The sequence below is a fragment of the Geodermatophilaceae bacterium NBWT11 genome (assembly GCA_014218215.1).
In the GTDB taxonomy this organism is placed as follows: Bacteria; Actinomycetota; Actinomycetes; order Mycobacteriales; family Geodermatophilaceae; genus Klenkia.
On the sequence record CP043652.1, the window covers coordinates 2,210,677 to 2,223,589 of the forward strand.

The window sequence follows — 12,913 nt, forward strand, 5'->3', positions numbered from 1 at the left end:
AGTGCGCGTGATCGACGTCCAGGTGATCGGTCCCGAGGTCGAGCGGTCGGTCGAGGTGCTCACCCCCGAGGCCCTGCAGTTCGTCGGCCGGCTGCAGCACCTGTTCGGCGCCAGCCGCGACGAGCTGCTCGCCACCCGCGCCCTGCACCGGCAGGCGATCGCGGACGGGCAGCCGCTGGACTTCCGGGTCGAGACCGCGGACGTGCGCGAGGGCGACTGGCAGGTGCCGCCGCCCCCGCCCGGGCTCGTCCGGCGCCGGGTCGAGATCACCGGGCCCACCGAGCCGAAGATGGCGATCAACGCGCTGAACTGCGGCGCCGACGTGTGGCTGGCCGACCTCGAGGACGCCAACACCCCGCACTGGCGCAACGTCGTCACCGGGCAGGTCGTGCTCAAGGACGCCGTCCGCGGGTCCCTGGAGTTCACCAGCCCGGAGGGCAAGCAGTACGCCGTCCGCCCCGACGCCGTGCTGCCCACGATCGTGCCCCGCCCGCGCGGCTGGCACCTGGACGAGCGGCACCTGCTGGTGGACGGCGACCCGGTGGTCGCCGCGTTCGTCGACGCCGGGCTGTACCTCTTCCACAACGCGGCGGAGCAGCTCGAGCGCGGCAGCGGCCCCTACTTCTACCTGCCGAAGATGGAGTCCCACCTCGAGGCTCGGCTGTGGGCCGACGTCTTCGTGCACTGCGAGCGCGAGCTCGGGCTCCCGCGCGGCTCGATCCGCGCGACGATGCTCATCGAGACCATCCCGGCCGCGTTCGAGATGGAGGAGATGCTCTACGAGCTGCGCGAGCACGCCACCGGGCTGAACGCCGGCCGCTGGGACTACCTGTTCAGCGTGGTCAAGGTCTTCCGCGACGCCGGGGCCGACTTCGTGCTGCCCGACCGCTCCGCGGTCACCATGACCGCGCCGATGATGCGGGCCTACACCGAGCAGCTCGTGGCCACCTGCCACCGCCGCGGCGCGATGGCCATCGGCGGCATGGCCGCCGCGATCCCCAGCCGGCGCGACGCCGAGGCCAACGAGCGCGCCCTGGCCAAGGTCCGTGAGGACAAGACCCGCGAGGCCGGCGACGGCTTCGACGGCTCGTGGGTGGCCCACCCCGACCTGGTCGGCATCTGCCGCGAGGTCTTCGAGGGCGTGCTCGGTGACGCCGACAACCAGCTCACCCGCCGGCGGGACGACGTCCGGGTCACCGCGGCCCAGCTGCTCGACGTCGCCGGCGTGCCCGGGGAGCGCACCGAGGCGGGGCTGCGGGCCAACGTCGAGGTCGGCATCCGCTACCTCGCCGCGTGGCTGACCGGCAACGGCGCGGTCGGCATCCACGGCCTGATGGAAGACGCCGCCACCGCCGAGATCTCCCGCTCCCAGGTCTGGCAGTGGGTGCGCACCGGGGTCGTGCTGGACACCGGCGAGACGGTCACCGCCGAACTCGTGCACCGGGTCGTCGAGGAGGAGGTCGCCGGCATCGGCGAGCTCGACCGGCTCGACGACGCCCGCCGGCTCTTCGAGCAGGTCGCGCTGGCCGACGAGTTCCCCGACTTCCTGACCCTCCCGGCCTACTCGTTGATCGACTGATGACCCCAGAAACCGCGGTTTCTGGGGTCACCGAGGAGGTGCTGGCCGAGCTGGACCGGCGGCTCGGGCCGGTGGACGACGCCCGGGCGGCCGTGTACCCGGGGGAGCGGTCGACCCGGCAGCCGGTGCACACCTGCTACGTGCCCGCCGACGCCGTCGTCCCCGGGTTGGTCGCGTCGTGGGGCGAGCAGGCGCTGACCGCCCTCGACGAGCACGGCCTGCCCGACCTGGGGCTGGACGCAGGGCTGGTCGAGCAGGTGCTGCCCCGGGTGCGGGAGAAGCTGGCCCGCGAGCCGGTCGAGGACCTGCGGGTGGACAGCGAGGACGGCTACCGCGGCCCGCCCGACCGGGAGGACGAGGACGTGGCGAGGGCCGCGCAGGTGCTCGCCGCCGAGGCGGCCCTGCCGCCGTTCTGGGGCACCCGGGCCAAGTCGCTGGAGGGCCCCACGAGGCGCCGCGGGGTCCGGTCCCTCGACCTGTTCCTCGGCGGCCTGGCGGGGACGGGCCGGGCGATCGTCACCCTGCCCAAGGTCACCGCCGTCGAGCAGGTGGCCGCGTTCCTGCCTGTGCTCGACGCGCTGGAGCAGGCGCACGGCCTGGCGTTGGACCTCGAGCTGCAGGTGGAGACCCCGCAGGCGGTCCTCGGCGCCGACGGCGTCGCCACCCTGGCCGCGATGCTGCACGCCGGCGGCGGCCGGGTGACCGGCCTGCACTACGGCACCTACGACTACTCGGCGTCCCTGGGCATCGCCGCCGCGCACCAGGCCAGCGACCACCCGGCCGCCGACCACGCCAAGGCCACGATGCAGGTCGCGGTGGCCGGCACCGGGGCGCGTGCGGTGGACGGCTCGACCAACGTCCTGCCGGTCGGGGCGCGGGACGCGGTGCACCACGGCTGGCAGCTGCACGCCGGGCTGGTCCGCCGGGCCCTGGAGCGCGGTTTCTACCAGGGCTGGGACCTGCACCCGGCCCAGCTCGTCACCCGCTACGTGGCCACCTACGCCTTCTTCCGGGCGGCGCTGCCCGCCGCCGGTGCCCGGCTGGCCGCCTACGTGAGCCGGGTGGACGGCGGGGTGCTCGACGAACCGGCGACCGCCCGTGCGCTGGCCTCGGTGGTGCTGCGCGGGCTGGACTGCGGCGCGCTGGACGCCGCGGAGGTGGAGGCCGCGACCGGGCTGGGCCGACCGGTCCTGGACCGGCTGGCCGGTAGGGCGCAACCGGGTTGAGCACCGGCGACGCGCCCGATGTGCGCGCTCACATCCCTCGTGCGGGGTGAAGCCGCAGGTCACGGGCGTGGGGGTCGTGAGCGTGGGCAGCGGTCCTCCAGCCTCCTGGTTGCCGGACGGCGGCATGCTCCATGATGGGTCGATCGGCCTGACCGGGCCGCACGGGGACGGAGGGGCGCTGTGACGGCTGGCCGGCACCTCCTCCAGCCCTCGCCGGCCCCGGAGCTGCCCGTCGACGGCGCCCTGGACCCCGCGGTCGCCGACGGTGGCCGGGTGCACCGCGTCGCCGTCGTCGACACCGACGACGAGCTGATCGCGATCGCGCTGGGGTTCCTCCGGGCCGGGCTCGACCAGGGCGACGTGGTGGTGGCCTACCTGGCCCCGGCGGCCGCCGGGCACGTCCGCGCACAGCTGCCCGAGGTCGACGTCCGGGAGCTGAGCGTGCCGACCCCGCGGGAGCCCGACGCCATCGCCGGCCACCTGCAGATGCTGGGGGACGCCCAGGCCGAGGGCCGCCGCCTGCGGGTGCTGGGCCAGGTGCACGAGCGCGACCGGCGGGCCTGGGACGAGCGGGTGCGCGGCGAGGCCGCCCACGAGCACGTCTTCGCCGGTGAGCCGATGACCTCGCTGTGCGTGTACGACAGCCGCACCACCCCGCTCGAGGCGCTCGAGGTCGTGCTGGTCGCCCACCCCGAGGTCGTCGTCGGCGGCCGGGTGCACGAGAGCCCGGGCTTCCGTCCGCCGCTGGACCTGCTGGCCTCGCTGCCGGTGCCCGAGGAGCCCCTGCAGGCCCAGGCCCCGGTGTTCGCCGTCGACGACGCGCCGTCGCTGCCCGAGCTGCGCCACCAGCTGGCCGCCGCGCTGCGGGGCCGGTTCGCCGGGCGGGACGCCGAGGAGGACTTCCACCTCGCCGCCTCCGAGATCGCCGCCAACGCCTTCCGGCACGGCGGCCGGCCGGTCTCGGTGCGGCTGTGGGCGGCACCGGACCGGGTGGTCTGCACGATCAGCGACGGCGGCAGCGACTACGACGGCTTCCTCGCCGGCTACCGCCCCGCGCACGGCGACGACCTCTCCCGCGGCGGCATGGGCCTGTGGCTGGCCCGCAAGCTCTGCGACCACGTCGACCTGCACCGCTCCGCCGCGGGCCTCACCGTCCGCCTCACGGCCGCCGTCCCCGCCTGAGCCCCCGGCCGACCCCGGCGTCGATCAGCTCCGACGACCGACGTGCGTCCTCAGCCGTCGACGTCGGTGGAGGAGGACGCACGCCGGTGGCGCAGGACGACGGGTGAGCCGGGCTTGACGCGGCGGTCTCTCACCGGTGAGCTACCCGGGTGATCGTCGTGACGGCAGCTGGCGGCAACACCGGGACGGCGGTGGTCCGCGCGCTGCGGGCCCGGGGGGAGCGGGTGCGGGCCGTGGTGGGCAGCGCGAAGCCCCGCCCCGAGCTCGACGGGCTCGGCGCCGAGGTCGTCGTCGCCGACCTGGTGGGGGCACCCGCGAGCCTCCCGCTGACCGACGTCGACGCCCTCTACCTGGTCTGGCCGAACTTCGAGCCGACCGAGGCCGCCGGGGTGCCCCGGGCCGTGGAGGCCGCGAGGCAGGCCGGCGTCGGGCGCGTGGTCTACCACTCGGTGCTCCGTCCGCAGCTGCGCTCGATGCCGCACCACGCCGCCAAGGACCGCGCCGAGGAGGCGCTGGACGCCGGCGGGGTGCCGTGGCGGGTGCTGCAGCCCTGTGCCTACGCCGACAACCTCGACGCCCAGCTGCCCCGGATCGCCGAGACCGGCGAGCTGCGCAGCCCGTGGGGCCTGGAGCAGGCCCAGTCGCTGGTCGACCTGCGGGACGTCGCGGACGCCGCGGCGGTGCTGCTCACCGAGGACGGTCTGGACGGCGGCACCTTCGAGGCGGTGGGCCCGCAGCCGCTGACCGCGCCGGACCTGGCCGCGGCGCTCGGCGAGCACCTGGGCCGCGACGTCCGCGCCGTGGACACCCGGCCGGGCACGGACGACGACTACGCCGGCCGGTGCTCGCGGACGATGTTCGACTGGTACCGCCGGCACGGGTTCACCGGCAGCCCGCGGGTGCTCACCGCGTTGCTGGGCAGGGAGCCCGCCACGTTCGCCGACCACCTCGCCGGGCTGTCCCGGTGACCGGACGCGGCGACGCGCTGGACCTGATCCTCGAGCAGTGGGGTCGCGAGCGCCCGGACCTGGACTGCTCGCCGATGGGCGTGATCGGCCGGATCACCCAGCTGCAGCGCGAGGTGTTCCTCGCCCAGCGCGCCACGTTCGCCCGGCACGGGCTGGACGCGCCCTCCTTCGACGTCCTGGCTGCCCTGCGCCGGGCCGGTGAGCCCTACCAGCTGACCCCGACCGCGCTGATGCGCACCGCGCTGGTCACCAGCGGAGCGATCACCCAGCGGCTGGACCGGCTGGAGGAGAAGGGCCTGATCACCCGCGGGCGCAGCGAGGCCGACGGCCGGGCCGTCGTCGTCACCCTGACCGCGGCCGGCCGGACGGCGCTGGACGCGGCGCTGCCCGACCACCTGGAGACCGAGCGCGGCATGCTCGAGGGCCTCAGCGACGCCGAGCAGGCCCAGCTGGCCGACCTGCTGCGCCGGTTCCTGGTGGCGCTGGGCCGCACCCCCGACGGGCCGGCGCCCGACCCCAGCTGAGCCCTCTAGGGTCGCCGGGGTGAAGATCGCCGAGGCCCTGTCCCTGCGTGCCGACGCCCAGCGCCGGGTCGAGCAGCTGCGGCACCGCATCGTGTCCAACGCCCGCTTCCAAGAGGGCGAGGAGCCCGCGGAGAGCGCCGCGGACCTGCTCGTCGAGGCCGACCGGGTGCTCGACGGGCTCGAGGTGTGGATCGCCCGGATCAACCGGACGAACGTCGCGGTCGACCTCGGCGCCGACGGCACCATGACGGAGGCGCTGGCCCGCCGGGACGTGCTGCGGCTGCGGCACTCCGTGCTGTCCGCCGCGGCCGACGCCGCCGGCTCCGACACCGGCTTCCGCCAGCTGCGCAGCGAGCTGCGGCAGGTCACCGCGCTGCCGGTCCGCGAGCTGCGCACCCGGGCGGACGACGTCGCCCGACAGCTGCGCGAGCTCGACATCCGCATCCAGCAGGCGAACTGGACCCACGACCTCCTAGAGTGACGCCGGCCGTCGCGGGAGCCGGCAGCCGAGGGGGAGCGGGCACGAACCCGACGGACCGGCGGGCAACCCGGTCCTCGCTGGCGGGTGGAGGGCAGCTCGGGGTTCGACTCCCCACTGCACGGCGCAGCCCAGCAGGCCGCACCACCGACAGCGCACCGAGCACGACTCACCACCGTGTGTCGGCCCCCGAGGTCAGGCTCCCGCGGCGGTCCCCAGCGCGTCGGCGGCCGGTGTCCAGTCGAGCCCGTGGGCGGCGGCGACCGGCTCGCTCGTGAGGGTCCCGCCCAGGCTGGTCAGGCCCTTCGCCAGCACCGCCGACGTGCGGGCGGCCCCGCGGACGCCGTGGTCGGCGACGGTGACCAGGTACGGCAGGGTCGCCGAGGTGAGCGCCAAGGTGGAGGTGCGGGCGACGGCGCCGGGGATGTTGGCGACGCAGTAGTGCACGACGCCCTCCTCGACGTAGGTCGGCTCGGAGTGCGTGGTGGCCCGGCTGGTCTCGAAGCAGCCGCCCTGGTCGATCGCGATGTCCACGGCGACGCTGCCCGGGCGCATCGAGGCGATCATCTCCCGGCTGACGAGCTTGGGGGCCTTGGTGCCGGGCACGAGCACGGCACCGATGAGGACGTCGGAGTCCGCCACGTAGGCGGCCAGCCGGGCGCGGTTGGGCTGCACCAGGTCCAGCCGGCCCTCGAACACGTCGGAGAGGTAGGCCAGCCGGGCGGGGTTGGTGTCGAAGACCCGCACGATGGCGCGCATGCCGACGGCGATCTTCGCGGCCTCGGTGCCCGAGACCCCGCCGCCGATGATCGTCACCTTCGCGGCCGGCGTGCCGGGGACGCCACCGAGGAGCAGGCCGGCGCCACCGGCGGGGCTCTCCAGGTGGTGCGCGGCGGCCTGCACGGCCATCCGGCCGGCGACCTCGCTCATCGGCGTCAGCAGCGGGAGCCGGCCGTCGGGGGTCTGCACGGTCTCGTAGGCGATGGAGTCGATCTCCCGCTCGACCAGGAAGTCGGTGAGCGACCGGTCGGCGGCGGCGTGCAGGTAGGTGAACAGCTGCTGGCCCCGGCGGAAGCGGTGGTACTCCGCGGGGACCGGCTCCTTGACCTTGACGATCAGCTCGGCGCCGAAGACCTCGTCCACCGAGGAGGCGATCCGCGCACCGGCGGCCACGTACTCCTCGTCGCTGAACCGGGAGCCCACGCCCGCCCCGGCCTGCACGAGCACCTCGTGCCCGTGGTGCACGAGCTCGGCGGCGCCGTCGGGCTGCAGGGAGACCCGCTGCTCGTTGTCCTTGATCTCGCTGGGGATGCCGATCAGCACGGGGGTCCTCCTGGGTGGGTGTGACGTGGCACCATCCACCCACCCGCTGCGGGTCAGGACCAGGGGAGTCGAACAAGTGCGCAGTCTCAGGCCCGATGTCCGCAGGATGCGATCCCCTCGGTTGCCCCGACGGTGAGTCGCCGAACGCTGGACGACGTCGACCGCCGCCTCTTGGAGCTCCTCCGGTCCGACGGACGACGGCCGAACAACCAGCTCGCCGCTGCCGTCGGCGTCTCGCCGTCCACCTGCCTGGCCCGGGTGCGCGCGCTGGTCGCCGACGGTGTCATCACCCGGTTCACCGTCGACGTCGACCCCGAGGTGCTCGGCCGGCCGCTGCAGGCGCTGGTGTCGGTGCGCATCCGGCCCGGGGCGCGGCACCAGCTGACCGCGTTCTCCGACCAGCTGCGCGGGTTGCCCGAGGTGGCCCAGTTCTTCTACCTGGCCGGGGCGGAGGACTTCGTGGTGCACGTGCGGGCCCGCGACACCGCGCACCTGCGCGACTTCGTCACCGACCGGATCTCCACCCAGCCGATGGTCGCCGCCACCAACACCAGCCTGATCTTCGAGCACGACCACAGCGGTTGAGCCGGGTCCGGCCGGGGGATGCAGGCCCGGTGAGCGTCGATCTGAGGAACCTGCGGCGGGTGGTCGGTGCGTCGGCGGCGGTGGTGACCGCGCTGCAGGCGGGGACCGCGGCGCTGGCCCTGCGGAAGGGACGCCGGGACTACGCCGACGGTGTCTGGGGGCCGGGGCTGGCGGCGGTCGCCATCACCGGTGCCGCCCTCGGCACCGGTGACCCGTGGCGCCGGTGGGCGCTGGCCGCGGTGACCACGGGGTGGGCGGTGCGACTGGAGACCCTCATGCTGGGCCGCCTGCGCGGCACGGACACCGAGGACGAGCGCTACACCGAGTTCCTGGAGGGGGCCTCGACGCCCACCGTGCTGGCCAAGGTGTTCGGCACCCAGGCGCTGGCGCAGCTGGTGGTCTCGGCCCCGCTGCAGCTGGCCGCGGCCAGCACGCTGCCGAGCTCGGCCCGCCGGTGGCTGTTCCCGGTGGGGGTCGCCGCGGCCGTCGGGGGTGCCGTGGTGGAGGCGGTGGCCGACCGCCAGAAGGCGGCGTACTCCGCGCGCGACCGGGACGAGCGGCCCGACGTGCTCGACACCGGGCTGTGGGCGGTGAGCCGGCACCCCAACTACCTGGGTGACTCGATCGTCTGGGACGGGCTGTGGCTGGCCGGGGCGGCGTCGGCACCCGGGGGGTGGCTGTTCCCCGCCCCGGCGGCGATGAACTGGTTCCTGGTCCACGCCACCGGCGCCAAGCGCACCGAGGACCGGATGGGCGACCGACCGGCCTACCAGGACTACCAGCGGCGGGTGTCCTTCTTCTTCCCCGGGACCTGACCGCGGGGGATCCTGACCCGGTGGCCCGCCTGCTCTACTCCGCGATCTGCTCCCTCGACGGCTTCGTCGCCGACCGCGACGGCGACTTCGGCTTCGCCTTCCCCGACGAGGAGGTGATGGCGTTCGTCAACGAGCAGACCGCCCGCATCGGCACCTTCCTGCACGGCCGGCGGATGTACGAGCTCATGCAGGGCTGGGAGACCGACCCCTCCTGGGCCGAGGGCACCTCCGGCGAGGCCGACTTCGCCGCGCACTGGCAGCGGGTGGACAAGGTGGTGTTCTCCACCACGCTGGGCGGCACCGTCACCGAGCGGACCCGGCTCGAGCGCACCTTCGACCCCCGGGCCGTCCGCGACCTGGTGTCCGCCGCCGAGCTCGACGTCACCGTCGACGGCCCGACGCTGGCCGCGTCGGCGTTCCGGGCCGGCCTGGTCGACGAGGTGCACCTGCTCCTGGCCCCGGCCGTCGTCGGCTCGGGCCTGCGGGCACTGCCCGACGACGTCCGGCTGGACCTGGAGCTGCTCGACCAGCGCCGGTTCGCCGGGGGCTTCCTGCACGTGCGGTACGCCGTCCGGCGCTGACCTCAGTCGTCGAACTCGGTGCTCGTGCTCAGCTCCCGCCAGCGCTCCAGCTCGGCGCGCCGGTCCTCGAGCACGCCCTCGGCCGCGGTCACGGCGTCGGTGCCCAGGAGCAGCAGCTTCGGCGGGGCGGCGCTGGTGACGGCATCGATCAGCGCGGTCGCGGCCTTGGCCGGGTCGCCGGGCTGGGTGCCGTGCGTGGTGTCGTGGGCCTTGCGGCGCTTGCCGGCGGTCTCGGCGTAGTCGTCGATGGCGCCGGCGGACTCCCCGATGGAGCGGCCGGAGAAGTCGGTGCGGAAGGCGCCGGGCTCCACCACGACGACCTGCAGCCCGAGCGGCTCGACCTCGCGGCGCAGCGACCCGGACAGCGCCTCCAGGGCGGCCTTCGTGGCGGCGTAGTAGCCCGAGCCGGGCGGGCAGATCTGCGCGCCGATCGAGGAGACGTTCACGACCGTGCCGCTGCGGCGGGCCCGCATGCCCGGCAGCGCGGCCTGCGTCACCGCGACCGGGCCGAACACGTTGGTGGCGAACAGCTGCTGGACGTCGGCGTCGTCGGCCTCCTCCAGGGCGGCCCGGTAGCCGTAGCCGGCGTTGTTGACCAGCACGTCGATCGCGCCGAACCGCTCCTGCGCCGCCTGCACCGCGGCGGTCACGGCAGCCGGGTCGGTGACGTCGAGGGCGAGGGCCAGCGCGGTGTCCGGGTGCGCGTCGACCAGGTCCTGCACCGACCGCGGGTCACGGGCGGTGACGACGGCCTGCCAGCCCCGCTCGAGGACGGCGGCGGCCAGGGCGCGCCCCAGGCCGGTCGAGCAGCCGGTGATGAACCAGGTGGGCACGGTGGGACTCCCTGCGGTGGCGGCGACGAGGCCCGGGGCCTACCCGCGACCGCCGACGTCAACCGACGGGTCCGTCGGTGGACCGGAACGAGAACGGCCTGACCCGACGGAGGGGGACGGCGCAGCTCGACTCCGCCCGGGCCCCGGCGCCGTCCGATGTGCTGGACATGCGTCTGTCCTCCCCGCCCTCCCACCCCCGTCGCGGGGTGCCGCTCACCGTGCACCTGACCGCGCTGGTCCTGGTCCCCGTCGTCGGGGTGCTGGTGATGGTGGGCGTGCTCGTGCACGCCGCCGTCGGTGACTCCCGGGCCGCGGTGTCGGCCGAGCGGTCGGTGCGCGCGGTGGCGCAGCTGGAGACCGCACGCAGCAGCGTCGAGCAGGAGGTGATCCCGGTCCTGACCCTGGCCGTGCTGTCCAGCCCGGACACGCTGGCCCAGCTCGGTCTGTCCGGCGGCTTCGCCGACATGGCGCGCACCCAGGCCGACGCCGCGGTCGAGACCACCCGCCAGGCCACCGACGACGCCGTCGCGGCCGTGCCCGCCGGCTCCCCCGCTGCCGCGGCCGCCGCGGCGGCGGCCACCGAGCTGGCCGACCTGCGCGCCCCGGGTGCGGACGGCGAGATCAGCTTCGCCGACGTCGTCGACACCTACACCGGGTACCTGCAGGTGTCCGCCGACCTCGCCGCCGCCCAGCGCCTGGCCGGCGCCGGGGCGGGCAACCAGGACGTCTCCGCCGGCACCCGGGGCGCCGTGGCCGACGTCGGGCTGGTCGCCCGCGCCTCGCAGGCCGCCAGCCGGGAGATCCCGCTGTTCCTGAGCACGATGACCGAGCTGGACGAGGCGGTCGGCGTGGACTCCTGGGTCACCGCCCGCGCGGACTTCCGGTCGGCCACCGCGTCGCTGACCCAGCTGTCGGACCGGGGCCTGACCGAGGACTGGACGGCGGTCCAGGCGCTCCCGGCCGTGCAGGCCATCGACGCCACGCTCGACGCCCAGCTGCGGCCGGGTGCCACCCCGCTGGGGGCCCTGCAGATGTTCGGCCTGGTCACCCAGAACGCCGAGCGTGCGGCGGCGTTCAGCCAGCTGCTGGAGTCCGCCGTCCAGGACGCCGTCACCGCGGCGGCCGCCGACCGCGCCTCGGCCGACAGCGCCCGGGACACGACCCTGCAGGTGGGCCTGGCGCTGCTGGTCCTCTCCTGCGGTGCCCTGGTGTGGGTCGGCCGGCTGGTCACCCGATCCCTCGGACGGCTGGCCGACCGCGCCCAGGAGGTGAGCCGCGGCTCGCTCGTGGACGTCGAGGTCACCGGTCCACGGGAGGTGCGCACGGTGGGCGCCGCGCTGCACGCCAGCGTGGCCAGCCTGCGGCGCATCCAGGACCAGGCCGGTGCGGTCGCGGCCGGCGACCTGGACCACGCCCTGCTCGCCGAGCCGCTGCCCGGTCCGCTCGGCGAGGTGGTGCACGCCTCGGTCCAGCAGATCGTCACCTCCGTCCGCGAGCGGGAGGAGCTGCAGTCCAAGCTGGCCCACCAGGCCGCCCACGACCCGCTGACCGAGCTGCCCAACCGTGCGCAGGCCCGCCGGCTGACCACGTCGGCGCTGCACCGTGCCCAGCGGTCCGGGTCGGCCATCGGCCTGCTGTTCATCGACCTCGACGGCTTCAAGGCCGTCAACGACGGGTTCGGGCACGCCGCGGGCGACGAGGTGCTGCGCACCGTGGCCGACCGCCTGCTCCGTGAGCTGCGCTCCGGGGACGTCGTCTGCCGGCTGGGCGGGGACGAGTTCGTCGTCCTCGTCGAGCCCGCGGAGGACGAGGAGGCGCTGCTCGAGCTCTCCGCCCGGCTCATCGAGGCCGTCTCGGCACCCATCCGGGTCGAGGGAGCCACCATGGCCGTGGGCGCGAGCATCGGCATCGCCGTCAGCCGGGACGCCGGGACCGACAGCGACGCCCTGCTCGCCCAGGCCGACGCCGCCGTCTACCGGGCCAAGGCCCACGGCCGCGGCCGCGCCGAGCTGTTCGACGAGGCCCTGCGGGCCCAGCTGGTGGCCCGCGCGGGCCTGCAGGCGGCCATCGCGGCCGGTCTGGCGGCGGGGGAGATGCGGCTGCAGTACCAGCCGGTCCACGACGTGGCCACCGGCGCGCTGACCGGCTACGAGGCGCTCATCCGCTGGGACCGGCCCGGGCACGGGACGGTGCAGCCCGACGACTTCATCGCCGCCGCCGAGGCCTCCCGGCTGATCTGCCAGCTCGACCGCTGGGTGCTGCACGAGGCCACCCGGCAGCTCGCCGAGTGGCGGACGACGTCGGGGCCGGTGCGTCCCGGGGAGCCCACGGTCGCGGTCAACATCTCCGGCCGGCACCTGTCGGACTCCCGGGTGGTCACCGACGTCGTCGACGCCCTCACCGCCTCCGGGGTGCCCGCGGGGCTGCTGGTCGTCGAGGTCACCGAGACCGTGCTGGTCGACGACCCCGCCGCGTACGCCCACCTGGCCGCGCTGCGGGACCTGGGCGTCAGCATCGCCATCGACGACTTCGGCACCGGCTACACCTCCATCGGCCAGCTGCGGCACATGCCGGTGGACACCGTGAAGATAGACCGCAGCTTCATCGCCAGCGACGAGGCCTCGCACCGCACGCTGGTGGCCCTGATGATCCAGTCGGCACACGCCTTCGGGCTGACCGTCATCGCCGAGGGCGTCGAGGAGGCCGACCAGCTGGCCCGCCTGCAGGCCGACTCCTGCGACCTGGCGCAGGGCTACCTGCTGGCCCGCCCGATGACCCCGGCGCAGGCCCTGGCGCTCCGGGCGGCCCAGCCGGTCTGA

General features: G+C 75.2%; 12 protein-coding genes. 10 read left to right on the forward strand and 2 right to left on the reverse strand.

The window, feature by feature from the left end; genetic code table 11:
* Positions 1-10: 10 nt before the first annotated feature.
* The 6 genes from aceB (at position 11) to F1C76_10690 (ending at position 5,960) form a co-directional block, all read left to right on the forward strand.
* Entirely contained in the window at positions 11-1,579 is a 1,569-nt protein-coding gene (aceB, locus tag F1C76_10665; GenBank protein QNG39165.1) for a malate synthase A, read from the forward strand.
* Positions 1,579-2,805: an aldolase gene (locus F1C76_10670; GenBank protein ID QNG36991.1), complete on the forward strand. Its 1,227-nt coding sequence runs from the start codon at positions 1,579-1,581 to the stop codon at positions 2,803-2,805. Before aceB ends, F1C76_10670 begins: the two co-directional genes overlap by 1 nt.
* A 180-nt stretch (positions 2,806-2,985) precedes the next feature.
* On the forward strand, positions 2,986-3,987 hold the full coding sequence (locus F1C76_10675; GenBank protein ID QNG36992.1) for a sensor histidine kinase: 1,002 nt from the start codon (positions 2,986-2,988) through the stop codon (positions 3,985-3,987).
* A 149-nt stretch (positions 3,988-4,136) separates the two neighbouring features.
* The gene (locus tag F1C76_10680; GenBank protein ID QNG36993.1) at positions 4,137-4,955 is read left to right on the forward strand and encodes an NAD(P)H-binding protein; all 819 of its coding nucleotides are present in this window, start codon (positions 4,137-4,139) and stop codon (positions 4,953-4,955) included.
* A complete protein-coding gene (locus F1C76_10685) occupies positions 4,952-5,479 on the forward strand; it encodes a MarR family transcriptional regulator (protein ID QNG36994.1) in 528 nt (175 codons plus the stop codon). Before F1C76_10680 ends, F1C76_10685 begins: the two co-directional genes overlap by 4 nt.
* 19 nt (positions 5,480-5,498) lie before the next feature.
* Positions 5,499-5,960, forward strand: a complete 462-nt coding sequence (locus tag F1C76_10690) for a hypothetical protein (GenBank protein ID QNG36995.1) — start codon at positions 5,499-5,501, stop codon at positions 5,958-5,960.
* Between the two features lie 192 nt (positions 5,961-6,152).
* Here F1C76_10690 and ald read toward each other — a convergent pair whose 3' ends face one another.
* The gene (ald, locus tag F1C76_10695; GenBank protein ID QNG36996.1) at positions 6,153-7,280 is read right to left on the reverse strand and encodes an alanine dehydrogenase; all 1,128 of its coding nucleotides are present in this window, start codon (positions 7,278-7,280) and stop codon (positions 6,153-6,155) included.
* A gap of 147 nt (positions 7,281-7,427) precedes the next feature.
* Between ald and F1C76_10700 the strand changes: the two genes are divergently transcribed.
* Genes F1C76_10700 through F1C76_10710 form a run of 3 tightly spaced genes read left to right on the forward strand, consistent with a single transcriptional unit; the run spans position 7,428 to position 9,261 of the window.
* Positions 7,428-7,865: an Lrp/AsnC family transcriptional regulator gene (locus F1C76_10700; protein QNG39166.1), complete on the forward strand. Its 438-nt coding sequence runs from the start codon at positions 7,428-7,430 to the stop codon at positions 7,863-7,865.
* The gene (locus tag F1C76_10705) at positions 7,862-8,680 is read left to right on the forward strand and encodes a DUF1295 domain-containing protein (protein ID QNG36997.1); all 819 of its coding nucleotides are present in this window, start codon (positions 7,862-7,864) and stop codon (positions 8,678-8,680) included. Before F1C76_10700 ends, F1C76_10705 begins: the two co-directional genes overlap by 4 nt.
* 20 nt (positions 8,681-8,700) lie before the next feature.
* Positions 8,701-9,261 carry a dihydrofolate reductase family protein gene (locus F1C76_10710; GenBank protein ID QNG36998.1) on the forward strand — a complete coding sequence of 187 codons (561 nt, stop codon included), beginning with the start codon at positions 8,701-8,703 and terminating at the stop codon, positions 9,259-9,261.
* 2 nt (positions 9,262-9,263) lie between these two features.
* On the opposite strand, the gene F1C76_10715 is transcribed toward F1C76_10710, so the two are convergent.
* The gene (locus F1C76_10715) at positions 9,264-10,094 is read right to left on the reverse strand and encodes an SDR family NAD(P)-dependent oxidoreductase (GenBank protein QNG36999.1); all 831 of its coding nucleotides are present in this window, start codon (positions 10,092-10,094) and stop codon (positions 9,264-9,266) included.
* Positions 10,095-10,261: 167 nt separating this feature from the next.
* Here F1C76_10715 and F1C76_10720 point away from each other — a divergent pair, with 167 nt between their 5' ends.
* A complete protein-coding gene (locus F1C76_10720; protein ID QNG39167.1) occupies positions 10,262-12,913 on the forward strand; it encodes an EAL domain-containing protein in 2,652 nt (883 codons plus the stop codon).